This window comes from Paraburkholderia strydomiana (assembly GCF_046030495.1).
Taxonomy (GTDB): domain Bacteria; phylum Pseudomonadota; class Gammaproteobacteria; order Burkholderiales; family Burkholderiaceae; genus Paraburkholderia; species Paraburkholderia strydomiana_A.
Genome location: NZ_JAQQCJ010000025.1, coordinates 80,590 through 102,405, shown reverse-complemented (window position 1 = coordinate 102,405; position 21,816 = coordinate 80,590). Strand labels below are relative to the sequence as shown.

Below are 21,816 nucleotides of genomic sequence, written 5' to 3'. Positions count from 1 at the left end.
CCTATTCTATGGCGATGCAAAACTGTGTGGCTGGACTGGGATTGCACTCTGCTAAAACTTGGTTCAATTCGCCCAGGAATTGAACTAAATCTTTGCTGTCGAGATCACAAACCAACACCACAGTCGCCTGATAATCGTTCGGATGGTGCGCAAAGGCATTCCCGTAGCCTCGCAGCAGCTTTGGAAGTTGGTCCAACAAAATGGGGTTGCTCGGATCTCTACTTGCGTTCAAATTTCCTGGAATTCGCCCTATGCCTTTGTAGTCGATAATCTTATACGTATGGTTTCCATCAATTATTTTTGGGACAAGGATATCTAGCGCTCTTTTTCCGGACTGATCTTCAACGAGTATTTCAAAATGCATTGCCTATCTCGCGTCCAAGTAATCGCTGTACCAAAGGCTGCCCAAGGGAATGTCCTCATTTACCAAACCCTGAACGATCGGGTCATCGCTCGCCCGACGAATCTTAGAAAAGCCTTCTGGACCTTTTTCTAGCACCCAAACCTCGTTGGGAGCAAGGGCGTCAACCAGGTATGGGGTGAGTTGTAAGAAAGACCTGCGAACCGCCTTTTAGGCCGGTTGCGTGATTTCTGAACTCTGTGGCTAATGAACTCAGCAATTTGTGATAAAGCCCATTTTCCGGCTCTTCAATGCACAAAAATGGCGGTGGTGAAGGGTCTTCAAGCAAAAGCAAGTAAGCAAAGACCTTCAAAGTGCCATCGGACATCTGCTGCGCAAAAAAAAGGATCCTTGAAACCTCTATCATTAAATTGGAGCAAAAGCCTTCCGTCCGCCGTCTTGGCCGTCGAAATTCGATCTATGCCCGGAATTTTCTCTGAGATTCTGTTCAAAATTTGCTGAAACCGTCTTGAATGCTCGCGCTCCATAAACTGGACCACGTTACCCAAGTTGTCTCCGTGGATATTCAAATGCTTCTGGGGTCCCGCCAAGGGCAGACTTCGTGCCGCGTCAGGCGTGAAATAGCTCAGGTACCAGCCTTCAATAAATTGCCGAAATGCCGAAATCCGTGGATGTTGCTTCAGCGAACCAAGCGTGGCGATGCCAAGTTTTCTTTTGTCTGAAAGCTCAACTACCTCAGTGGTGGAACTTTCTTCGGCGCTTGCCTCCCGCAAGAGGCTTTCCAACATATCCGCGGCGTCTTCTTCGTCCACTTCACTTTTACTGACGTCCGCGTCGCCCTTCCAAACGACGCCCTTCCCCTCAGTCAAAAATAAAAAGGAAAATGGTCGCCCCCAAGATTGGTTTTTTCGTCTTTGACGAAGGCGCTCCTTTTGAACATATGGACGACCTTCCAAGTCAACCGAAATGATAATTTCGTATGTAATTGGCCGTGCATTCCCGTCTTCTTTATAATAAATTTCGAATTCAATCGGCCCGCTTTGACCCTGCGAGCGGATTCTGTCAAAACCGCCGCGCCCCCGTGCATCACAAGCCTCTTCCACCCCACCTCTAAGGCAGTCTGAAAGAAAACCAAATACGTCAAAAAATGTACTTTTCCCTACCCCATTCTTTCCAATGACAGCGGTCATTGCAGACAGCGGATCAGCAGCTTGGCTGTTCCACAACTTGCCCATTGTCACATCTTTTAATGCCCGAAAATTTCTAATTCGAATGCCTTCGATTTTCGCCATCTGTTTTCCTTATCTTTACGAGGTGCGAGGCCCCGACCGCCGTTCCCGAGTAGATGACCAGAAGCATCTTGACTTTGCGCGCACGGGGTCTCGGCAGACGTCACGCACGCCTGCGCGCTACGTGCCGCGCGAATACTGTCTTAAGAGAGTCGGTGTGTTTATCTGACAAAACTTGCTCGGGAGGCATTCATTCCGGCACAACTATAGTCACGTTGGATGAGTTCCGCCGCGACGGAACGCTCTACGTAGTCAGCTATGCTGCGCCCGGAGACCGACCGGGTCAGTCGCGCCGTCAACAGACCCGGAACTAATGGGCCGGAACTAGCCGATTCGCGTTTAAGTAAGCGCTGCGCCACGCAACGCCCATTTGAACTGGCGCACGAATTCCTCGATGTGATGCTGTACAACCTGATACAGATTCACTAGCTCGCCATTGATGTCGTTGACGACTTCAACTTGCGCTGGCGGCCGCAGGAAGTACAACGCGGCACCGCCAGCGAATAGTTCGACGTAGCACTCATGCGGTGGGAAGCGCTGCAGCAGCGTATCGGCAAGTCGCCAATTCCCACCCATCCATGGAATTATCGGCTCGGCCATTGGGACCTCCAAAGGTGTCTACACACTGCGTGCAGCGCGTCCGCATGCAACCTACTGCAGCTAGGAAAGATCGACAAGCAAGGCCGAGCCGCAATGGTCGGCTTTTTCTTTTGTGATGGATATCCCAAAAACACAGCATCCAAACGATCTGCTAGGTTTACGCCGTCATAAGCGACAGGAACCGGCGATGGGCGGCACTGAACTGAAAACGGATTCGTTTGAACGCTGGATGATGTACAGCAAGGATGCCTACGGGAGCGGGCGCACCTTTCTTACTACCGAGAAGAAACAGGCGGTCGAAGAAGGCAAGAAGTTCTCCCAACGCGCATACGCCGATGTATGGGCAAAGGATGCCGCGCTCGTGCAGCGCGTCCGCTCGTTTCTCGGGACGCACTTCCATTGGCACCAGCGGCTGGCGAAGGCCGGCACGGATCTGGAAGTCATCCAGACCTTGCAGTCCATGATTCGCGGCGAGGGTGTCGTGTTAGTCGCCGAGCAATCCCGCTCAGGTGGCTCCGTTGCGGCCGCTACCCCGGCACAACCGAAAATGCGCAGCTTTCGCGAATCGTTGATGACCGAGTACGGCATGAGCTACGACGCTGCGACGGCCTACATCGAACGCTATAACGATATGGTGGACCGCGCCAGTGCGGTTGCGGACCGCTATGCGAACGGCGGCGCTTCGTCGCTGGCCGACACCGCGGATGATCTGGCGGAAGCCGCTACGCCGCTTGGCGATGCGAAGCCATTTGAGCTGGGCGACAATGTACGTTCGGGCGATATGATGGATATTGCCGCTCGGGGTGTTAGCGAGACCCAAGAAGCAGAGTGCTATGCTCAGTATGAACGCGAGTTGGATGAGTGCAGGCTCTATAGTTCGATGACTCAAGATTCATATACATATGTGGCCTGTAAGGCCCAAGCGTTTGCGAACTACAATCAATGCCGAGGATATTGATGGCAAATCCCCCACCGAAACGGTCGTTCGTCGTGTCTTACGACGAGGAAGAAGATAAACTGACCGTGTGCGCTCTCAACGATGCTGATATCGCACCGCTTCTCTCGCGCGCCCTCAAAGCGGACTGGTCATTGGCCAGTATCAATCACGAATTGACGGATGATGTGGCTCGCCGACTTGGGGCAACGGCGCTATCAGTTCTTGCCCTCTATAATCCAACGCTGAAACCAATGTTGAAGGTCAAGTTGGAGCCGCCTGAGTTGCCGGAAAGCAAGTGACGGCGCAGCACGTCCACGATGTTGCTCGCGAAAGATGGCTATCTGATCGTCAAACCTCCCCACCTTTATGTGGTAATGCTATTGCATGCCACGTACGCGCTGCGCCTCACGCGTGTATTCCTGCAGCGCTGTCAATTTCCGGATCGCGCGGTCTCCGTCGCCGGTGATGCCGAGAAGAGCGTCAGCAGTCGGTCCGTCAAGTTCGGCTGTTCCGGCTCCATCAGTTCCGCCAGCACCGGGCGTGCTACTGCTACCGGCTGCACTGCACCCTGCGGCGGCGACGCGCAGCCGGACATCGCCAGCACGCCTTGCCGCCCTTCCGGATGCGAACCTGCGCTTTGTACCAGGTGCTACCGTCCCTGTTCTCTCTCGACGTAATTGTGCCCACGCGCGCTCCTTGCTGTGTGTCGGGGTGCCACGGAAGAATGGCACCCATTTGGGAGCCTTGGCACCATAACAACAAGAGAAAATGCGTGGGAACAGGGGCAAACGGGAGCCCCGTCGGCGCCGTCAAATCTCCCGCCAGTCAAGGCTGTTAGCGCAGGACGGGCGTTACGGCGTATAGCGCACCGGCAACGCCGTCGAATACTTGATCTGCTCCATCGCAAAGCTCGAACTCACGTCGTACAGCGGCACGGCGGCAATCAACAGTTTGTAGATGCGGTCGTAATCGTCGATATCGGACACCACCACGCGCAGCAGATAATCGGTTTCCCCGCTCATCCGGTACACCTCGACCACTTCCGGAATCTCCTCCACGGCGCGCGTGAAGGTTTGCGCCCACTCCTCGGTATGCTGGTTGGTGCGCACGGCGACGAACACCGTCGTCCCCACGCCAAGCTTGCGCGCATCGCAGAGCGCCACCTGCGCGCGAATCACGCCCGCTTCTTTCAAACGCTGCAGCCGCTTCCAGCAAGGCGTTTGCGACAGGTTCACGCGCTGCGCCAGTTCGGCGATCGGCATGGTCGCATCTTCTTGCAGCAGTTCAAGCAGCTTCCGATCGATGATATCCATTCCCATTTCAACACCCCCATAGGAAATTATTCTACTTTTAAGACCACATGGGGAATTATATGGAAACTCTTTCTCCGGTCAAACAAGTATAAATATCGCTATCCCAAAGAACCGGCAAGCAGCCCTGCCGCTGCGTCACGACCATGAGCCACAACGCCCGCGCAACCTCGTTCGATCGCTTTCACGACTCCCGCTCGCTCCTCGCGCAAGCGGCTCGAACGACGCCCTCCGACCTGCCAACGGATACGTCATCGCACGCTCTTCAGCAGGCGCCGCTCACGCGCCTGTGCGATGCGCTCGACGCGATGTTCGAGGCCTGCGCGAAATTCCCCGAGCCGTCGGACTCGACGTTCTTCGCGCGCAGCATGCGTCTCGCGCTTGCCGAAGCGGCCGCGGACCCGGCGTTGCTCACACCGGCGCAACGTGAGGGCTCGGCGGAGAATTACCGGCGTCACCTGCTAGCCGCCGATCCGCGTGGTCGTTATGCGATCGCCGCGCTGGTGTGGCAGCCGCGCCAGATGAGCCCCGTGCATGCGCATCACACGTGGTGCGGTTACGCGGTGCTGGAAGGCACATTGAGCGAGACGATCTTCGATTGGGACGGCGCGCAGCATTGCGCAAGCGCCACCCGCGTGCAGGCGCGCAAACCGGGCGCGGTGTCGTTCGTGCGTGGCGGCCGCGGCGGGATTCATCGGCTGGGCAATGACGGCGAGGCGCCCGCCATCTCGTTGCATATTTACGGCGTGTCGGGCGCCCAGATCGCGACCCATGTGAACGACGTCGTGCGCGCGGACGACTCACCGATGCTGGTCTGACAGACATTCGTCGCCGCTCCGCCCGCACTTCCGATCAACTCTTCCCGCCCCCTTCTCCCGCAGTGGGAATCTGCGGTGGAATCGGCGCCGTGCCGGTCGGCGGCGGCGCCGGACGCGGCTCGTGCGACACATCACGCGCCACGGCCAGTGGCGCATGCATGGCATGCGTCGACACACCGCCCCCCGCCTCGACAGGCTGATGCGCATGGCCGGCAAACCCGGCCATCTCGTCATCCTGCAAAGGCTGCCCCTCGCTATCCTTCGACGACGTATAGACCCGCATCTGCGGCACCGGAATCTCGATCCCCGCTTCGTCCATCTTACGCTTGAGCCGCAGGTTGAACGCGCGCGCCACGCTCCATTGTTGCAGCGGCCGCGTCTTGATCTGCCCTTTCACGACCATCCAGTTCGGATCGAAACGGTCGAGACCCCACACTTCGATCGGCCCGAGCATCTCGCGACGGTAACGGAAGTCGGCCATCAGATCCGCGCCAACCTCACGAATCAGTTGCGTGATCAGATCGACATCGGTGGAAAACGCCATTCGCACTTCGAACACCGCATAAGCAAAGTCGCGCGACAGGTTCTTGACGATCTTGATCTGCGAAAACGGAATCGCGTGAATCGCGCCCTGGCCGTCGCGCAGACGCACCGTGCGGATCGACAGATGCTCGACCGTGCCCGCATGGCCGCCGTCCACGTCGATCCAGTCGCCCACCGAAATCGTATCTTCGATGATGATGAACAGGCCCGTGATCAGGTCGGTCACGAGCGACTGCGCGCCAAAACCGATCGCGAGACCGATCACACCGGCGCCCGCCAGCAGCGGCGTCACATTGATGCCGAGGTTCGCCGCCGTGACGATGCCCGCAATCGTCATGATCGTCACGAGCAGGACGTTGCGCACGAGCGGCAGCATCGTGCGCGCGCGCATGCTCGGACTGCGCGACTTGGTGCGCGGGCCGGCCGGATTGAGCGCTTCGGTGATCGCGGTGTCGACCAGAATCCACAGCAGCCATGCAATGAACACGGTCGCGACGATCGCCGTCACCGCATGCGCGATACCGCGCGCCGCGACGTTCTGCTCGACCATCGCGGCAAGCGACACGCCCCACAGGCGCGCCGCGAGTTCGAAGAAGAACAGCCAGATGAAAAGCGTGAGCAGCGTACCGAAAAAGCGCAACAGCCGCGTCAGATACGGCGAGCGGCGACGGGCGCGCGCGCTGCGCGGGCGTGTCATGCGCAGGACGATGGCCGACAGGAAAAACGCCAGCACCAGCAACAGCGCGGTCACCACCGAAATCTGCAGCACGTTTTCGCTGGAACCCGAACCACCGAGCGTCGCGACCACCGACGCCGTCGCCAGTACCAGCACGGGCACGTGCCAGAGCGCGGCGAGCACGTCGAACGCGTCGGTCGCGGCCTTGTGATGGTTACGCTGCTCGTAGGGTCGGTTGCGGATCAGATGCGCGACCGGACGGCGAAATGCGACCGCGAAATAGCCGGTCAGCACGGCGGCCGTCATGTTGGCCGCGGTCGAAATCAAGGCGGCGAGATTCGAGCCGAGCTGGTGCGCGACGTCGTAATTGACGGCCGCATCGCCGAGCGCGCCACACACGCCGACCGCGAACAGCAGACGCCGCACATGATCGATCAGCAGACGCACCGCGATGCGCCGATGCCCCGAACCGGACAGCGAGAACATGATCAGGCAGATCGCCGAAAACACCGCGCCCGCGACGATCGCATAGGCGACCACCATGCCGAGCGTGCGGCCGAGCGCATCGGGCATCGCGCGCACGAACAGCAGCGCCGCCACGAAGGCGATGATCCACGGACCGACGCGGCGCAACGCGAAGATCAGCAGCTCGCGCGTGGTCGGATTCGGATTCAGCTGCATGACGATGCCAAAGCGCCGGTACAGCCGGTGTTGCAGATAGATCAGCGCGCCGGCGCAGGCGCCCCAGCCGGCCAGCATCGCCAGCATCGAGAACAGCACGCGGCCGAAGCTCTCGCGCCCCTGGCTGGTGATGATCGTGAAGAGCTCGTTGCCGGCCGCATTGAAGCGTCCGCCCCAGTAGCGCACGGGCGTGCGGCCCTGATGCACGTCGGCTTCGAACGACGCGATGCCCGACGCGATCGCGCCGAGCAGGCCGGGGCTCGGTTGCGCGGGTGCGGGCGCGGCTGGCGCGACATTCTGCGAGACGTCGCGCAGCTTCTTGAGCTGGGTGACGAGCGCGGTGCGCTGGCGGTCGTTATCGAGCGTGGCGATCACGCTGTCGAGCGAGCGGGTCAATTCCGCCTGGCTCGCGGGCGACGGTGCGGACGCCGCGTCGGCAGCCGACGCGGCCGACGCGACTGGCGTGGGCGTCGCCGTCGCGCTGTTGATCAGGCTCTGCAAGGCCGGGATGAGGGGCGTGCTGCTGGGCGCACTGGCCGGTGCGCTGGTGGGTGCACTGGTGGGTGCACTGGTGGGTGCGCCGGCAGCCAGCGCCGACACGGGCGCCGCGCCGGCGCACAGGATCAACGCGGCGCCGAGTACGGCCATCCATGCGCCGAACCATGCCGCGACGCGCGCGCGTCCAGTCGGGCGCGTGCCGGAGCCGGGCTGGTCTGAGAAAAGATGAGGGACGGCGCGGGTCGCCGGCTGCCCGCCGTTGGACGGCGTAGCCTCGGACTCACGCCGCGACGGGCATGACTGCATGGCAATCCGTAGGAAAAACGGGAGTCGCCAGTGTAGCCGCAGTTTTGCCCGGCGCGCCCGAACATGCGTAACCGAATGTTAGGGCGCTTGCGCGGGCTTCGAAAGCACAGCAGGGCGAGCTCGCCCGTCCTCGCGGGGCGCTTTACGCTATCGGCGCCGCTGCGGCGCGCCGGGTGTGACGCGGCGGTGTGGCGGCGCCGCTTTCCCGACTTGCCGCTGCCATCGCGAACCTGATCGACTGCGCTCCCCCACGGTTGCAGTGAAACACCGCATGCTCGCGCCGCCTGACTTCGTCAGAGTCAGTAAGCGACCGTCGCGATCTGACGAACGAAGCGCCCCTGCTCCAGTTCATCGACGAACGCAATTGCGTAGTCTTCCGCGGAAATGCGGCTGTTGCCTTCGGCGTCGGCCAACAGCGTGTTCGCGCCCGTGCGGAACTGGCCGGTGCGCTCGCCGGGCGCGATCAGCGCGGCCGGCGCGAAGAAAGTCCAGTCGAGGTCAGTGATGCCGCGGTAGTAGTCGAATGCGTCGCGATGGGCGAGTGCGATCGCCTTGTACGCGTCGGGAAAACCGTCCGTATCGACCAGTTGCTTGCCCGGCGCGACTTCCAGCGAACCCGCTCCGCCCACCACCACGACGCGCTTCAAGCCCGCCGCGCGCACGCCTTCGACGAGCGCATGGGTCGCCTTCGTGAGCGTCGCGAGATCGTCCTGCGGCGGTGCGTAAGCGCTGGCCACGACATCGTGGCCGCGCACTGCGGCGCCGACGCTCGCAGCGTCGAGCAGATCGGCTTGCGCCGCCTTCAGATTCGCCACGTCGGTCGGCACACGCGCGGGATTGCGCGCCAGCGCCGTCACCTGATGCCCACGACGGGCCGCTTCAGCGGCGATCCGCGAACCGATCATGCCGGTCGCACCGAACAACGCGATCTTCAGTTGCTTGCTCATTTTCCAACTCCTGATTGATTTATATGTAACTATATTGATTACATATATCGTGGAAAAAAGAGGGGCTCGAGCCCCCGTCCGTTTTTCAGACGCATGTGCCGCATACGCCGCACATGCGCCCTTCGATACTGCTTCGTTACCGCCTCATCCGTGCACACGCCGCTTGCGCTCGCGCTGCTTCTCAGCGCGCACGACGTCGGCTGTGGCGTCGGCCAGCGTGCGTGCGCCGAGCGACGCCTCCAGCGCCTCCTGCGCTTCGTCGATGATGCCGCGCAGCACACCCTGAATATTGCGCCCGACCATGCACGCCGGATTCGGCTCCTCGCGATGCAGGGCGAACAATTGCGCGTCGTCTACCGCACGGTACACGTCGAGCAACGTGATCTGCCCGGGCGCACGGGCGAGCAGCGCGCCGCCGCCCGAGCCGAGCTGGGACGTGGTGAGACCCGCCTCGGCCAGCATGGTCAACAGCCGCCGGATCAGCGCGGGATTCGTGTTCACGCTGCCCGCGATCATCTCCGACGAAAGAGGCACGCCCTCCTGCAGCGACAACAGCGCAAGCACGTGCACCGCAAATGCAAACCGGCTACTCGTATTCACAACAAACCCGCCCGGCGACCACAATGTGTAACCATAGTAATTACATTTACCCCAGCCGTCAAATGACTGATCGGTCCGGCCGGCATGTCACTTGTCCATCTGCTTTTGCGCATCGGCCGAATCGCCCGTTGACGAAGCCGCCGCGTGCGCCGACGAGGCCGTATTCTGCGCCGACCACTCCTGCAGCTTGCGCCCCGCCGTTTCGAGGCTCTGGCCGGTGAGCGATGCGGCCTTGCCGAGCTGCGCGTGAGTTGCGCTCGCCGCGCTTTGCAGATTGGCCTGCGCGCTCGAAGCAAGGGCGTTCGGGTCGATGTTGATCGACGGCGCGGACGCGGATTCGAGGTTCTGCTGCGCGGCGGATCTGGTCGCATCGACCTGCTGGCCGACGTAGCTCGCCGCCTGGTCGAGCTTCTGGCCCGCGAGCTGGGCGGCGTCGTTGAGCTTGCCGGCAACCTGTCCGGCCGACGCATCGTTCTTCTGGCATGCGGCCAATGCACCGAATACGACGACCACGACCGCCGCGCGGCGCAACAACGGGTAATAGAGAGATGAAGTCATGTTCGAATTGAGCCGCATCGAGCGGCTTCCGCGTGCGAAAACGCGCTCATGATACGCCGTTGCGCCGCACTGACTCACTGGGGAGCGCGAGCCGCCATGTTGGGCGCGGCACGGTGCGCCGTGCGAGGACGCTCACTCACGCAATCCGTCGCGGTTCTGTCAAACGCGATGGAGTAGACTGCGTGAGCATCGATGAATGTCGAAATGGTTTCGCTGTTTTCATTGATCAACTGGAGGCATACGATGGCGGCAAAGAAGATTCTGTTTCTGACCGGCGACTTCGCCGAGGATTACGAAACAATGGTGCCGTTTCAGGCGCTGCAAGCGGTCGGCCATATCGTCGACGCGGTCTGTCCGAACAAGAAAGCGGGCGAGCGCATCAAGACCGCGATCCACGATTTCGAAGGCGACCAGACCTACACCGAAAAGCCCGGGCATCAGTTCACGCTCAACGCGTCGTTCGACGACGCCGATCCGCGCCAGTACGACGCGTTGGCGATCGCCGGCGGCCGCGCGCCGGAATATCTGCGGCTCAATCCCAAAGTGATCGAGGTAGTGCGGCAATTCGCCGAAGCGGGCAAGCCGATCGCCGCCGTCTGTCACGGCGCGCAACTGCTGGCTGCCGCCGACGTGATTCGCGGCAAGCGCATTTCCGCATACCCGGCCTGCGCGCCCGAAGTGAAACTCGCGGGCGGCGAATACGCCGACATTCCGGTCGACGCCGCGATCACCGACGCCAACTTCGTCACCGCGCCCGCATGGCCCGCGCATCCCGAATGGCTGCGCCAGTTCCTCGTGCTGCTCGGCACGCGCATCGAACTCTAAGCTGGCGCGAAATTCGACGGCGAGCGCCCTGCCCGCGCGGCACCAGGCGTTCGCCGGAATACGGCACACCATTTTGCATTTGAGATTCGTCCGATAGTTCGCACCGCAAAACCTTTCTAAAGTCTAGGGCTGACTTGGGAGTGTTTTTTCGATGGAACTTGTCGACTGGATCGTCATCCTCGCCATCACGTTGATGGCCATTGCTTTCTTCTGCGCGCGCACACCGGCCAACTGGTCGCGCGACAACCGCGCGCGGCGCGTAACCGGTACGCGCATGCTGGCACAAGCCGCGTGTTCGATCTGGGCGGCACTGCTGATCGTCGCGCGCGGCCTCTTCACGATCGGCGGCCTGCCCGGTCTGCGTCCCGCACCGGTCGAGGCATTGACAGGCGTCGCCGTTCTGCTCGCTTGCGGCTTTTACTGGTCGATTCGCGGCAGCAAGCTGCTCAAACCACGGCGCATTTTCGCCGCGCACTGAACCGCACAGCCGGCATGCTCATCAGCCCGCGCCGATCAGCGCGTGCCGATACCGGGCGCGGTGTCGACGGAATGCACAGTCCGGTTGTCACCTGCTCTCGCGCCTTCACGACCTTCGAGGTCCGCGCGCCAACCGCGCCCATCCCGTTTCTGCGGAAAACCGGCCGCCTCGGCAGCCGCTTCCTCGGAACGCATCCCGGCTTCGGGCAGCGACAGATAAAACGTCGTGCCCTGCCCCTCCTGCGATTCCGCCCACACGCGTCCGCCGTGCCGCTCCACCATTCGGCGCACGAGCGCGAGGCCGATGCCCTCGCCGGCGGTCGCATTGCCGTGGAGTCGCTGAAACGCGTTGAAAAGCCGCGGCAAAGCGACCGCCGGCATCCCCTGGCCGTTGTCGCGCACATAGAAAATGCGTAACGAATGCACGCCCAGCGGCGCCGGCGTCGTTCCGATTTCGATCTTGCCCTCGCGCGCCGGGTCCAGGTAATTCACCGCATTGCCGACCAGGTTCGCGAACACCTGCTCGAGCGCGGTTGGATCGCCCCACACCGCAGGCAACTCGCCGACGCTCACGCGAGCGCGCCGCGTCCGGATCGAGCCCTGCATCGCATCGATCACGCGCTGCACGATGTCCTGCACGTCCACCTTCTGCCGGCGATACTCGACGCGACCGACCCGTGACAACCGCAATAGCGCGTCGATGATGTGCGACGCGCGCAACACGGCCGTCTGCAAATAGTGCAGCGCTTCGCCGATATCCTCGTCGACTACCCGCTCGATCCGCTGCCGCGACTGCTCGGCGAGCGACGACTCGCGCACCGTCGCACGCAGCTCGTCACAGGCGCGGATCAGTTCTTTCGAGAAGCCCTGCAGATTCACCAGCGGCGCACGCAGGTCGTGCGACACGCCGTAGATGAACATCTCGTTTTCCTGGGTCTGCTGCCGCAATGTTTCGTTGATCTGCGCCAGTTCGCCGGTGCGGCGCGTGAGGTCCGCCTGGAAGCGCGCCTGGATGCGCTCGGCTTCGAGCAGACGCCGGCTCGTCTCATGCAAGGTTAGATCGAGGCGGGCGATTTCATCGCGACCGGTGTCGAGCGGCGCCAGCGGCTCGTTGCCCGCGAGGCGCCCGGCGTTGTCGGACAGGAGAGCGAGCCGCCCGCGCACACCGCGCGTGAACCACCAGATCGCCAGCGCCACGAACAGCAGCGAGCCGAACGCCGCCGTGGCGAGCAAAGTCTGCTGCTGTTCGCGCGCGACGCCGGCTGCGCTCGAGCGCAGCGCGTCGATGCGCCGCTCCTCCGCCTGGAACGCGACCATCTGCTGGCGCAAGCGATCGAGCGCATCGCTTTTCGCCGGATCGCGCAAGCGTTCGAGAACGTCATGCCGCAACCCTGAGCGCAGCAGATCCTGAATCCGGTCCGACCATTGGCGATACGCCTGCACGGCCTGCCGCACCTGCACCACACGCTCGACCTGAGCCGGGTTGTCGGCGACCAGTTCAGCCAGTTGGTCGATGCGGCGGTCGACATCCACCCATACCGCGACCGGCGTGGCGAAGTGCGTGTCGTTGGCAAGCACCGCGCCGCGCAGCGCCACGGATTCGCCCAGCACCGGATCGAGAATCGCGGCGCTCTGACGCAGCACGTCTTCACTATGAATGGCCCAACGCTCCGCCAGCGCCGCGTCGGACTGGGCTTTGACCAGTCCGGACAGCAGCGCCAGTTCGAAGACAGCCGGAATGGCGATCAGCAACAGGCCTTTAGTCGTCAGTCTCATGCGTGCGCATTGAAGGTCGTTGGCCGTAGATCATTGAGGGGGTCGGCACATTATGTCGACGTTTGCCCAGGAAGACAAAGACGGTCGGTCACCGTGGACCGCGCGTTTCGCCGGGCCGCCCGAACATCTCGCAAAGGGACGCCAACGCGTCAGGATCTTGAATGCAATGTAATTAAAATCGAATATTTCTCCCTCATCTGGATCATTCCGGGTGTACGCGAATTTTAATGCACTAACTTTGTGCCTTTGATGTCTTTCCCGGTGCAGTTAGAGGAACGCCTCGAGGGCGTCATGCATGTGACCAATCCCATGCCGGTGCTGAATTGCACCGCATCGACGCTTCCCGGCACAAGTTTGGCCCACTTCTTGCATTCATTGCCCGCTTTTTTGGCATACGCGGGACACATCGATGGAAAGTTTGAAAACCGGCACCGACACCCTGTTTCTTCTGCTCGGCGCGGCGATGGTGCTGGCCATGCATGCGGGATTTGCGTTTCTCGAACTCGGCACGGTCCGAAAAAAGAATCAGGTCAATGCGCTGGTCAAGATTCTCGTGGACTTCTCCGTCTCGACGATTGCGTATTTCTTCATCGGCTACACGATCGCCTACGGTGTGCAGTTTTTCGGCAGCGCGGAGTCGCTGGCCGCGCACAACGGCTATGCGCTGGTGCGCTTCTTCTTCCTGCTGACCTTCGCCGCCGCCATTCCGGCGATCGTGTCGGGCGGCATCGCGGAGCGCTCGAAATTCAATCCGCAACTGTTCGCGACCTTCGTGCTGGTGGGCTTCGTCTATCCGTTCTTCGAGGGAATCGCATGGAACGGCCGCCTTGGCATCCAGGACTGGCTCGCCCATGTGTTCGGCGCGCCGTTTCACGATTTCGCCGGCTCGGTGGTGGTGCACGCGTTCGGAGGTTGGGTCGCGCTGCCGGCGGTGCTGCTGCTGGGCGCGCGGCACGGGCGCTACCATCGGGACGGCGGCATCGCCGCGCATCCGCCGTCGAACATTCCGTTTCTTGCTCTCGGCGCATGGGTGCTGACGGTCGGCTGGTTCGGCTTCAACGTGATGAGCGCACAGACAGTCGACAAGATCAGCGGCCTCGTCGCCGTCAATTCGCTGATGGCGATGGTCGGCGGCACGCTGAGCGCGTGGTTCGCCGGCCGCAACGATCCGGGCTTCACCTACAACGGTCCGCTCGCAGGTCTGGTGGCGGTCTGCGCGGGCTCCGACGTGATGCATCCGCTCGGCGCGCTCGTGACGGGCGGCATCGCGGGCGCGCTGTTCGTCTACATGTTCACCTGCGTGCAGAACCGCTGGCGCATCGACGACGTTCTCGGCGTGTGGCCATTGCACGGGCTGTGCGGCGCGTGGGGCGGCATCGCGGCGGGGATTTTCGGTCTGCACGCGCTCGGCGGCATGGGCGGGGTGTCATTCGGCTCGCAGCTGATCGGCACGCTGGGCGGAATCGCGGTGGCGTCGCTCGGCGGCTCGCTCGTGTACGGCGCGATCCGTTTGACGGTGGGTCTGCGGCTCGACCAGGAAGACGAATACAACGGTGCGGATCTGTCGATTCACAAGATTTCGGCGACGCCGGAGTAACAGGGACAAGGTAAGGCCTGGTCCGTGCGGGCGCAGCGGGCGGCGCTTTGCGCGCGCGAGCGCGGCGTTGACGCGCTCCCCCTGCGAGCGCACGGGCTACGCCGGGGGGCCCCGGCGCTCACCTCGCACCGCTGCGCCGCGAGGCGACGATCCGAGCGCCGGCGCGGACGGAAAACCGGCGCGCCACACTCTCGACGTGGCCTGGACCTGTCCCCACATGCCCCGCCGATGTTAGACTTCGGCCCTGGAGATGGCATTCTCCATTAACCGCCCTCGTGGCTGATGATGCCTGCTTCGCCCGGATGACTGCGGACGCGGCATCGCCTCGCCCACGCTCAGCCCGGTTTGTCGACATTTCGGTCTGGTCAGGTCTTCCTCCATGTATTGGTCCTTTCTCGCTGTCGCCATTGGCGGCGCGCTCGGCTCGCTGTTTCGCTGGTTTCTCGGCATCCGCCTGAACGGTATTTTTAGCGGCATGCCGCTTGGCACGTTCGCCGCCAACGTGATTGCGGGCTACATCATCGGCGTCGCGGTCGCGGGATTTGCGCGGGTGCCGCAGATCGCGCCCGAATGGCGGCTCTTCGTCATTACCGGCCTGATGGGCGGCCTTTCCACCTTCTCGACGTTCTCCGCGGAAGTCGTGCAACGTTTGCAGGACGGTCGGCTCGGCTGGGCCGCGGGCGAGATCGTCATTCACGTGAGCGCGTCGCTGGCAATGACCGTCCTCGGTATTGCAACCGTTTCGCTGTTATCGCGCTGAAAATGCAGCGCTTGCCGGTTTTCGGGAATCGCCAATGCGCCGTCTGTTGTTTTTCAAAAACATGAATGAATAACAAGGCGAGGAAATGCGGCCGTATGGATCGCCAGCGGCGCGATGCGTTTGCCGCGCTGGGTGCGCGTCTGGAGCAGGAAGTCGACGGTGCGATCGGGCTCGTCGCTCCGCACAGCGTCGTTGCGAAGCTCGCCGATGCGCGGACCATGATGCCGACCACCGCGTCCACCAACTGGTTACAGTCGAGAGAGTCGGAGTCGGCGTTGCGGTGATATCCAGACCGTAGTCCCCGCCCGCATGGGCCAACTGACCCCGTCGAGCCCGTTGGCCACTGAAGCCCGTCGCACCAGAAGAAACCCATTTCGGCGGCAAGCATCGCCTCACCGTCGAAAGCACGCGTGCCTCGTCCAGCGAGGGGCGCGATGGCAACCGGCGAGATCAGTCCGTGCCGGATTTCGGCGATCTCGGACCGTACAGCAGCCCATTCGGTGGGCCCGCGTGCAGCAGCCGGTGACTCGTCACACCAGCAATATCGTGACCTTTGTCCGTCAGCGAATTTGCGATCTGTTTGACCGCCGCCGTCACGAGCATGCCGATCAGGCCGCCTCCGCCGTAGTTGCTCCCCTCGTTGCTGTTGGCACTTGCGCTTCCCTGCCAAAGCACATCACCGGTCTTCAGGTCCACCAGCTTTGCCGACGTGGTGACGACAGTCGCGCTATCGACGATGTGGTACACGGTGCCGTATTGGGTGATCTTCGAATACAGCGCCGCGTCCGCACCAAAAATCTCGCGAAGCTTCGCGGGGGACGTTGCCTGAATATCGGCCGGGACGGTCAGGCCGTTCTGGCGAAAGGTTTCATCCATCACCGCCACTGGCACAACGTAATAACCCGATTCGGCGAGTGGCATCGTCATCTGCGAAAGCATGCTGTTCGTCGCCTGCACATCGGTCGTCTCGTTTTCGGGCGGCAAAACGAGAATTGAATGCGGCCGGCTGTTCCTGAAAGCGGTGTAGTCGGCATGCTTGACGGGCTGCGCGCACGCAGCCAGCAACGTGAACGTCGAGAGGGCAAACCAAAGTCTGAAAGAAAGGAATCTGCGCATGACGGCTCGCTTAGGGCTGTTTCGATTTATGTTTCATCAGGAAATCCATGTAGGTCGAGGATTCCGGAAACAGGTCTTTCTCGACCCCGAACTGTTCCATGGCCGGCCCGTCCTTGCCAACGCTCGCGTACAGCATCCCGAGTTGCGCATGAAAACCCGGCGGGGGCGTGGCGCCCTTCGCGCGGATTTCCTGCAGCGCTTTTTCAAGTGCGTCGATCTGCTGCTGCGGGTCCTTGTCCCTCTTGAGGTAGTCATAGACCGCTGGCTGATAGCCGCTCCACTGGTAAAGCGGCGGCGGGCTGTTTGCCGCACATCCCGTGAGGAGCGCCGCAACTGTCATTGCCGGCAGCCTCATTCCCTATATCGTGCCCGTATGTTTCATCTTGAATTCCGTCAGGTGATGGTGTGTCGCACGAAAAGCTGTGCGACGTCGCTGGGTCGTGCGCCTATCGTGATAGCTTGAGCACGCCCTCATCGACCTGCGCAGCCAGATGGTTGACGGCTTCCTGGATCGCGAGGTCAAGCACCTTGCCATTCAGGGTCGAGTCGTAGCTGGCGGTGCCCCCAAAGCCGATGATTTCGCGATTCGAGAGGCTGTATTCCCCCGCCCCCTGACTCGACGCCACCACTTCCGAGGTCGTGGTATTCACCACGTTCAGACTTACCTTTGCATAAGCCACCTGGTTCTTGCCGCTGCCGAGAATGCCAAAGAGCTGGCGATCACCCACTTCCTTGCGGCCAAACTCGGTGACGTCGCCAGTGATGACAAAGTTAGCGCCCTTGATCGCCTGCCCCTTCTTCATGAAGCCAGCTTCCTGACGGATTTCGTCGAGGTTGTCCCGATCCAGCACATTAAAGCGCCCGCTCTGCTGCAGCGCGGTGATCAGAATGGTCTTGGCCTGCCCGCCAAGGCGATCGGCTCCGTCGGAGAAAATTCCTCGCATATAGCTGGACCGGTTGTCGAACTTGCCGACGGCCATCTCGACGCGCTCGCCTGCGTACGGAGTCTGGGAAACGCTCACGGGCTGGACCGGGAGCGAATGTGAGGACTCCGTTGCACATCCGCCCAACGTAAGGGCGGCGGCGAGCACTGAAACTCCATAGATCTTTGACATATTCATCCTTCTCCTTTTGATAAAAACTTGATGATCAACGCGATCGTCAGAATTGCGCCGTTACCTGAAAGCCGAGCGCTACCCTTGCCGTCGGAAAACCCGAGGGCTTGTAGAGAGGGGTGCCGGCAAACAGGTCATAGGCGAGCGCACCGGCCTTCGCCGATGCGCTGCCCCTGATACCGACCACGGCGCCCGCCAGTTGCGTACCGACGAGGTAGACGGCACTCGGACCGAATACATGACCGTAGTCAATGCCTGCATAGAGTGACTGCCCTGTCGAGCCGATCGGCAACTGCAATTCGTTGCGCCAGAAAAAACCGCGCTCGGCCGCGAGCATCGTTTCGCCGTCGAAGCCGCGCACCGTGTAGCGGCTGCCGATCGTCAGGTCGTCGATGTAGTTCAGCGTGTTGTTGGTGAACTGGCCGCGAACGCTTGTCACGTAGCGAAGTGGCTGCGTTGCGATCGGGAACGGCACGGACAGGTTCGCGTCGAGTACGGCCATGTGGAAGCGGTACGTGGGGCCATTCACGTAGTAGTCCGGGGTTGCGCCGAGTGCACCCACACCCTGACGGTATGCGAGACTGCCGTCGAATTGCGACGCGCCGAAGTAATGACGGTTCGTCAGACCGGCTTCGATGAAAGTGTTGTTGCGGTGCTGCTGCCGGATATCGGTATCTTCGATGAAACTCTCGCCAAAACGCTTCGTCAGCCGGAACTGCGCGCCAAGTACGTTGTTCTGGCTGCGCATGAGAACGCGCTGGAGTTTGAAGTCCACCGTCCGCGAGTTGCCGCTCGACACGAACGTCGCGTTGGCGCCCGCGATCTGCTGATAGTACGAGTTCGTATAGGCCGACAGCGTACCGGTCCAGTAGCCCCACGGAGTCGAATAGGAACCGTTCCATCCGTGTGAGCCAAGGCCTTTGTCGCCGAATTCGAGGTCCTGGCTTACGCCCACGTTGAAGATGTCGTTCAGGCCGAGCGGGTTGTCGATGCCGAGACTCAGGTTGCCTTGCAGCCTTCCCGTTGCGCGCTGGCCCGAATTGTCCACCGACGCGACCACGGTCCACGGCTTGGTACGCTTCACATCGAGTACTACGTCGCTTTCGCCGGGGATGTCGGTCGGCACGATCCGCATGGACACGTCCTGACTGCTGACGCGCTTCATCTGTTCAAGTCCCTGTTCGAGGTCGCGTAGATTCAGCACGTTGCCGTCGCGGGTCGGGAATGCGGACTTCCATGTGCCGCGCGTTGCAGGATCGGTAAAGCGAACCTTGCCGATGACGCCCGGCACCAGTGCGAATTTCAGCGTCCCGGTTGAGGGATCCTGTTCGGGCAGCAGTACTCGGGTGGTGATATAGCCGCGGCTCAGGATCATCTATTGCATTCCTTTGGTGAGCGTGTCGAGCGGTGTACAGCATCGGGAACAATGAAATGCGTCCCGCTGAGCGGCGACCGCTGGTCTTATCAGAATCTGCTTCGCCCGTTCCGTTCGCTGTTTCTGCAACAGCTATGAGCATGCCCCGAATTCGGCTGAGCACCAGCCTGAAAATATTCCTGTTCATTTCTTGAACGCACAGCTTTCCTGAATGCGCAGCTTATTTGGTCGCGGAGAAAATTAACTCACTCGCGACAAGGCGTTGGTCAACAACTGTTAGATTCGACGCGATTCGCTACGCTTCAGTGAAATCGAACTCGTCTGATTGTGCGAATCCGAGTGTCTTGCGCCATATTGGCTATGGGTCATGCGTCATCGCGTCGAACAAGTTGCTTTTCCGACAGCCTTTCGCCATGCATGACGTTAGTCATGCTTGGCAAACAGATAAGAATAAAAAGAAAGATCAATCGTTCAAGGAGATCACTTCAACCCCTCGGGAAGAGTGTTCTGGCTGTGAAGCGTGAAAACTGGAATGTATCGAGCTACGTGTACGTTTTGGGAACGCGTGTGGAGCCGACAGAGCGCATGCGAATTGAGCGGGTTCAGCCCGCCGAAGCCTGCCCGGCAAACCGGGGAAACACTCCCCGGTAGCACCACGAAACGCAGGCGAATCCGCACTCGAATGCTGCGCCAGAAGCACGCCCCTTCCCCGCGCAGAGCCAAGGCAAGCTCGCATGGCACGGGGCGAATTGCGGTCTCTGCCTTTCCACTGCCGGCACATACGATCACGCAAGCGGTTTCAGCGGAGCGCCGACGATCTGGTTCTGTTCATTTGAAAGAACTACCATCGCTCGGCACCCTTACCGCAAGCGTGTCCGACTGCCCCGAGAATGTAGCCCGGCACTTTGAATGGCTCACCACTCGCGATCCTTAAGGCCAGCGGCTGACTGAAACGCGCTTCTGGATGTTGCTTTGGCCGCGTTCGAACATGCCGCAAATAAAATCTTCGCACTCTTAGTGTTATCTGGCTCGGCAGCAACTTATTTGCGGAATGCTTGAGCAATCCGCAGAGCGATATCCGATAATGCCGATAACATGGCCTCTCGATTTTCTGCATAAAGCGCGAGATCGTATTCCGGAGTCTTAACACCGTGAAAGACTTGGACGTACGCGTCGCTGCGTTTTTGATGTGGACGCGTCGTCGGCCGGGAAAGGTTCTCCGAGGACTGCTGGCACGAGGGCTGTTGCCATGCCTGGTCGACCCTGCCGTTGATGCATGGCTACTAAAATTGCTGCACCGTGCAATAAAGTTATCAAATGCCGCAGACTTTGTTGTATGCCGATAGACGAAAAAAAAGGCGTCACGTTACCGTGACGCCTTAAAAAGTTCTAGCCATTCCGAGGGCCGTGCTAGAACCTGAGAGACGGTATTCGAAAGATGAGGCGCTGCTGCGAAACCCAAAGCGGACTGATGACCATGGACTGCGAGAATCGACCGCTAAGGTGTCGACAGCTACTGCGCGAACCTGGGTGAATTCAGAATGTGGGAATACAGAGTCTGAAATCGTCTTTCGAAATGAGGTTCCATTTTTTATGGTTATGCTGACTAAGTCAAGCAAAATCTAAAGAGGCTTCGTTCGCATCGGAAAAATATTCCGATACAATGAATCTTCTAATTAAAGATCCATTGAATGCCCTATTTCGGGGCTTCCCAAGGTTCAGTGCGGCACGGTCGCTAGCAAGCTGCCAACGCAGAAATTGAAATTTAGTTCCAAAAATTTACATGACCCGACCCACGTCCTCCAGTGCGACAGCCGACCCGGTCAAAGACAAAGACGGTCCGGGCGATGAGGTCACCGCGCTCGCACGCGGCCTGACCGTGCTGCGCTCGATCGCCGCCGCCGACGCGCCGCTCAGCAATCGCGAACTCACCGAGCTGACCGGCATTCCCAAGCCGACCGTCTCACGCATCACCGCCACGCTGGTCGGCACCGGCTTCCTGTTCCGGCTGCCCGACAGCGAGCGCTTCGTGCTGACCTCGTCGGTGCTGGAACTGAGCAACGGCTTTCTGCGCAACTTCGACATCCGGGCGCGCGCGCGGCCGTTCCTGATCGAACTTGCCGAACGCACCGCGCTGTCCGTGCATCTGGCCGTGCGCGACCGGCTCGAGATGGTGGTGATCGACGCGATCCGGCCGCGCTCGGCGGTGCTGGTGTCGCGTCTCGAGATCGGCTCGCGGATGAATCTGAGCCGCACCGCGGTGGGCCGCGCCTACCTCGCGGCGCTCGCCCAGCCGGAGCGCGACACGCTGCTCGCCGGCCTGCAGGTGGCCGAGGGCGATGACTGGGGCTACATCGGCAGCCGGCTCGAAAGCGCATTGCAAGACACCGTCGAGCGTGGCTTCGCGATCGCCACCGGCGAGTGGTACAACGGCCTGAACGCGATCGCGCTCGGTTTCGTCGGACCATCGGGCGAGCGCTATGCGGTCAATTGCGGCGGCTCGGCGGACCAGTGTCCGCGCGATTGGCTGATCTCGCGCGCCGCGCCGGCGCTGCTCGAATGCATCGGCAAGATCGTGCTCGAGATCGGCGGCACGCCGGGGCGTCGGCTCGACACCTGAGCCGGAACGCGAGGATTCGCCGGCTCGCGCT

Annotated in this window: 21 protein-coding genes, 3 pseudogenes and 1 riboswitch; of the genes and pseudogenes, 9 read left to right on the top strand and 15 right to left on the bottom strand. The window is 61.2% G+C overall.

Annotation, left to right across the window (positions count from 1 at the left end):
* Position 1: 1 nt before the first annotated feature.
* The 4 genes and pseudogenes from PQQ53_RS27520 to PQQ53_RS27505 all read right to left on the bottom strand — a co-directional run.
* Entirely contained in the window at positions 2–364 is a 363-nt protein-coding gene (locus PQQ53_RS27520) for a hypothetical protein (RefSeq protein WP_408327554.1), read from the bottom strand.
* A gap of 160 nt (positions 365–524) precedes the next feature.
* The gene (locus tag PQQ53_RS27515) at positions 525–728 is read right to left on the bottom strand and encodes an AAA family ATPase (RefSeq protein WP_408327551.1); all 204 of its coding nucleotides are present in this window, start codon (positions 726–728) and stop codon (positions 525–527) included.
* The gene (locus tag PQQ53_RS27510) at positions 682–1,653 is read right to left on the bottom strand and encodes an AAA family ATPase (RefSeq protein ID WP_408327548.1); all 972 of its coding nucleotides are present in this window, start codon (positions 1,651–1,653) and stop codon (positions 682–684) included. Before PQQ53_RS27510 ends, PQQ53_RS27515 begins: the two co-directional genes overlap by 47 nt.
* 357 nt (positions 1,654–2,010) lie before the next feature.
* Positions 2,011–2,250 (bottom strand): annotated as a pseudogene (locus tag PQQ53_RS27505) (DNA adenine methylase); the annotation flags it as partial.
* A gap of 187 nt (positions 2,251–2,437) precedes the next feature.
* Here PQQ53_RS27505 and PQQ53_RS27500 point away from each other — a divergent pair.
* Together PQQ53_RS27500 and PQQ53_RS27495 are read left to right on the top strand one after the other, a co-directional pair.
* On the top strand, positions 2,438–3,208 hold the full coding sequence (locus PQQ53_RS27500; protein ID WP_408327545.1) for a hypothetical protein: 771 nt from the start codon (positions 2,438–2,440) through the stop codon (positions 3,206–3,208).
* Entirely contained in the window at positions 3,208–3,486 is a 279-nt protein-coding gene (locus PQQ53_RS27495) for a hypothetical protein (RefSeq protein ID WP_408327542.1), read from the top strand. The genes PQQ53_RS27500 and PQQ53_RS27495 overlap by 1 nt, the downstream gene beginning before the upstream one ends.
* 552 nt (positions 3,487–4,038) lie before the next feature.
* On the opposite strand, the gene PQQ53_RS27490 is transcribed toward PQQ53_RS27495, so the two are convergent.
* A complete protein-coding gene (locus PQQ53_RS27490) occupies positions 4,039–4,506 on the bottom strand; it encodes an Lrp/AsnC family transcriptional regulator (RefSeq protein ID WP_408154376.1) in 468 nt (155 codons plus the stop codon).
* Positions 4,507–4,643: 137 nt separating this feature from the next.
* Here PQQ53_RS27490 and PQQ53_RS27485 point away from each other — a divergent pair, with 137 nt between their 5' ends.
* Positions 4,644–5,315 (top strand): cysteine dioxygenase family protein, encoded by a 672-nt coding sequence (locus PQQ53_RS27485; protein WP_408327539.1) that lies wholly within the window; start codon positions 4,644–4,646, stop codon positions 5,313–5,315.
* 34 nt (positions 5,316–5,349) lie between these two features.
* Here PQQ53_RS27485 and PQQ53_RS27480 read toward each other — a convergent pair whose 3' ends face one another.
* The 4 genes from PQQ53_RS27480 to PQQ53_RS27465 form a co-directional block, all read right to left on the bottom strand.
* Positions 5,350–8,019 carry a mechanosensitive ion channel domain-containing protein gene (locus tag PQQ53_RS27480; protein ID WP_408327536.1) on the bottom strand — a complete coding sequence of 890 codons (2,670 nt, stop codon included), beginning with the start codon at positions 8,017–8,019 and terminating at the stop codon, positions 5,350–5,352.
* Between the two features lie 299 nt (positions 8,020–8,318).
* The gene (locus tag PQQ53_RS27475) at positions 8,319–8,966 is read right to left on the bottom strand and encodes an NAD(P)-dependent oxidoreductase (protein WP_408150441.1); all 648 of its coding nucleotides are present in this window, start codon (positions 8,964–8,966) and stop codon (positions 8,319–8,321) included.
* A 144-nt stretch (positions 8,967–9,110) separates the two neighbouring features.
* Complete coding sequence (locus PQQ53_RS27470) at positions 9,111–9,566, bottom strand: Rrf2 family transcriptional regulator (RefSeq protein WP_408150443.1); 456 nt, start codon at positions 9,564–9,566, stop codon at positions 9,111–9,113.
* Between the two features lie 87 nt (positions 9,567–9,653).
* Positions 9,654–10,124 (bottom strand): BCAL1086 family glycoprotein, encoded by a 471-nt coding sequence (locus PQQ53_RS27465; RefSeq protein WP_408154384.1) that lies wholly within the window; start codon positions 10,122–10,124, stop codon positions 9,654–9,656.
* Between the two features lie 243 nt (positions 10,125–10,367).
* On the opposite strand from PQQ53_RS27465, the gene PQQ53_RS27460 reads away from it, so the two are divergent.
* On the top strand, positions 10,368–10,949 hold the full coding sequence (locus PQQ53_RS27460; RefSeq protein ID WP_408150447.1) for a DJ-1/PfpI family protein: 582 nt from the start codon (positions 10,368–10,370) through the stop codon (positions 10,947–10,949).
* Positions 10,950–11,100: 151 nt separating this feature from the next.
* The gene (locus PQQ53_RS27455) at positions 11,101–11,427 is read left to right on the top strand and encodes a hypothetical protein (RefSeq protein ID WP_408150449.1); all 327 of its coding nucleotides are present in this window, start codon (positions 11,101–11,103) and stop codon (positions 11,425–11,427) included.
* Between the two features lie 35 nt (positions 11,428–11,462).
* Here PQQ53_RS27455 and PQQ53_RS27450 read toward each other — a convergent pair whose 3' ends face one another.
* Entirely contained in the window at positions 11,463–13,202 is a 1,740-nt protein-coding gene (locus PQQ53_RS27450; protein WP_408327533.1) for a sensor histidine kinase, read from the bottom strand.
* Between the two features lie 409 nt (positions 13,203–13,611).
* Here PQQ53_RS27450 and PQQ53_RS27445 point away from each other — a divergent pair, with 409 nt between their 5' ends.
* The 3 genes from PQQ53_RS27445 to PQQ53_RS27435 all read left to right on the top strand — a co-directional run bounded on the left by PQQ53_RS27445 (position 13,612) and on the right by PQQ53_RS27435 (position 15,843).
* Positions 13,612–14,799 carry an ammonium transporter gene (locus PQQ53_RS27445; protein WP_408150453.1) on the top strand — a complete coding sequence of 396 codons (1,188 nt, stop codon included), beginning with the start codon at positions 13,612–13,614 and terminating at the stop codon, positions 14,797–14,799.
* 237 nt (positions 14,800–15,036) lie between these two features.
* A riboswitch (Fluoride riboswitch) is annotated at positions 15,037–15,098 on the top strand.
* 80 nt (positions 15,099–15,178) lie between these two features.
* Positions 15,179–15,559: a fluoride efflux transporter CrcB gene (gene crcB, locus PQQ53_RS27440; protein WP_408150455.1), complete on the top strand. Its 381-nt coding sequence runs from the start codon at positions 15,179–15,181 to the stop codon at positions 15,557–15,559.
* 95 nt (positions 15,560–15,654) lie between these two features.
* The gene (locus PQQ53_RS27435) at positions 15,655–15,843 is read left to right on the top strand and encodes a hypothetical protein (RefSeq protein WP_408150456.1); all 189 of its coding nucleotides are present in this window, start codon (positions 15,655–15,657) and stop codon (positions 15,841–15,843) included.
* A 166-nt stretch (positions 15,844–16,009) separates the two neighbouring features.
* Here the strand turns inward: PQQ53_RS27435 and PQQ53_RS27430 are convergent, their stop codons facing one another.
* The 5 genes and pseudogenes from PQQ53_RS27430 to PQQ53_RS27410 form a co-directional block, all read right to left on the bottom strand.
* Positions 16,010–16,675, bottom strand: a complete 666-nt coding sequence (locus tag PQQ53_RS27430; RefSeq protein WP_408327531.1) for a DUF799 domain-containing protein — start codon at positions 16,673–16,675, stop codon at positions 16,010–16,012.
* Between the two features lie 10 nt (positions 16,676–16,685).
* Positions 16,686–17,030 carry a DUF4810 domain-containing protein gene (locus PQQ53_RS27425; protein WP_408327529.1) on the bottom strand — a complete coding sequence of 115 codons (345 nt, stop codon included), beginning with the start codon at positions 17,028–17,030 and terminating at the stop codon, positions 16,686–16,688.
* 91 nt (positions 17,031–17,121) lie between these two features.
* Entirely contained in the window at positions 17,122–17,796 is a 675-nt protein-coding gene (locus tag PQQ53_RS27420) for a CsgG/HfaB family protein (RefSeq protein ID WP_408150461.1), read from the bottom strand.
* Between the two features lie 40 nt (positions 17,797–17,836).
* Positions 17,837–19,195 (bottom strand): annotated as a pseudogene (locus tag PQQ53_RS27415) (ShlB/FhaC/HecB family hemolysin secretion/activation protein); the annotation flags it as partial.
* A 28-nt stretch (positions 19,196–19,223) separates the two neighbouring features.
* Positions 19,224–19,352, bottom strand: a pseudogene (locus tag PQQ53_RS27410) (ESPR-type extended signal peptide-containing protein); the annotation flags it as partial.
* A gap of 1,596 nt (positions 19,353–20,948) precedes the next feature.
* Between PQQ53_RS27410 and PQQ53_RS27405 the strand changes: the two are divergent.
* Positions 20,949–21,785, top strand: coding sequence for an IclR family transcriptional regulator (locus tag PQQ53_RS27405; RefSeq protein ID WP_408150463.1), 837 nt, complete (start codon positions 20,949–20,951; stop codon positions 21,783–21,785).
* Positions 21,786–21,816 lie beyond the last annotated feature (31 nt).

Excerpts from the sequence above, each read along its gene's own strand:
- PQQ53_RS27520 (WP_408327554.1), bottom strand. The coding sequence starts at position 364 with ATGCATTTTGAAATACTCGTTGAAGATCAGTCCGGAAAAAGAGCGCTA.
- PQQ53_RS27450 (WP_408327533.1), bottom strand. The coding sequence starts at position 13,202 with ATGAGACTGACGACTAAAGGCCTGTTGCTGATCGCCATTCCGGCTGTC.
- PQQ53_RS27465 (WP_408154384.1), bottom strand. The coding sequence starts at position 10,124 with ATGACTTCATCTCTCTATTACCCGTTGTTGCGCCGCGCGGCGGTCGTG.
- PQQ53_RS27485 (WP_408327539.1), top strand. The coding sequence starts at position 4,644 with ATGAGCCACAACGCCCGCGCAACCTCGTTCGATCGCTTTCACGACTCC.
- PQQ53_RS27435 (WP_408150456.1), top strand. The coding sequence starts at position 15,655 with ATGGATCGCCAGCGGCGCGATGCGTTTGCCGCGCTGGGTGCGCGTCTG.
- PQQ53_RS27430 (WP_408327531.1), bottom strand. The coding sequence starts at position 16,675 with ATGCGCAGATTCCTTTCTTTCAGACTTTGGTTTGCCCTCTCGACGTTC.
- PQQ53_RS27490 (WP_408154376.1), bottom strand. The coding sequence starts at position 4,506 with ATGGGAATGGATATCATCGATCGGAAGCTGCTTGAACTGCTGCAAGAA.
- PQQ53_RS27515 (WP_408327551.1), bottom strand. The coding sequence starts at position 728 with ATGTCCGATGGCACTTTGAAGGTCTTTGCTTACTTGCTTTTGCTTGAA.
- PQQ53_RS27445 (WP_408150453.1), top strand. The coding sequence starts at position 13,612 with ATGGAAAGTTTGAAAACCGGCACCGACACCCTGTTTCTTCTGCTCGGC.
- PQQ53_RS27405 (WP_408150463.1), top strand. The coding sequence starts at position 20,949 with ATGACCCGACCCACGTCCTCCAGTGCGACAGCCGACCCGGTCAAAGAC.
- PQQ53_RS27420 (WP_408150461.1), bottom strand. The coding sequence starts at position 17,796 with ATGAATATGTCAAAGATCTATGGAGTTTCAGTGCTCGCCGCCGCCCTT.
- PQQ53_RS27510 (WP_408327548.1), bottom strand. The coding sequence starts at position 1,653 with ATGGCGAAAATCGAAGGCATTCGAATTAGAAATTTTCGGGCATTAAAA.
- PQQ53_RS27480 (WP_408327536.1), bottom strand. The coding sequence starts at position 8,019 with ATGCAGTCATGCCCGTCGCGGCGTGAGTCCGAGGCTACGCCGTCCAAC.
- PQQ53_RS27455 (WP_408150449.1), top strand. The coding sequence starts at position 11,101 with ATGGAACTTGTCGACTGGATCGTCATCCTCGCCATCACGTTGATGGCC.
- PQQ53_RS27495 (WP_408327542.1), top strand. The coding sequence starts at position 3,208 with ATGGCAAATCCCCCACCGAAACGGTCGTTCGTCGTGTCTTACGACGAG.
- crcB (WP_408150455.1), top strand. The coding sequence starts at position 15,179 with ATGTATTGGTCCTTTCTCGCTGTCGCCATTGGCGGCGCGCTCGGCTCG.
- PQQ53_RS27475 (WP_408150441.1), bottom strand. The coding sequence starts at position 8,966 with ATGAGCAAGCAACTGAAGATCGCGTTGTTCGGTGCGACCGGCATGATC.
- PQQ53_RS27460 (WP_408150447.1), top strand. The coding sequence starts at position 10,368 with ATGGCGGCAAAGAAGATTCTGTTTCTGACCGGCGACTTCGCCGAGGAT.
- PQQ53_RS27500 (WP_408327545.1), top strand. The coding sequence starts at position 2,438 with ATGGGCGGCACTGAACTGAAAACGGATTCGTTTGAACGCTGGATGATG.
- PQQ53_RS27425 (WP_408327529.1), bottom strand. The coding sequence starts at position 17,030 with ATGAGGCTGCCGGCAATGACAGTTGCGGCGCTCCTCACGGGATGTGCG.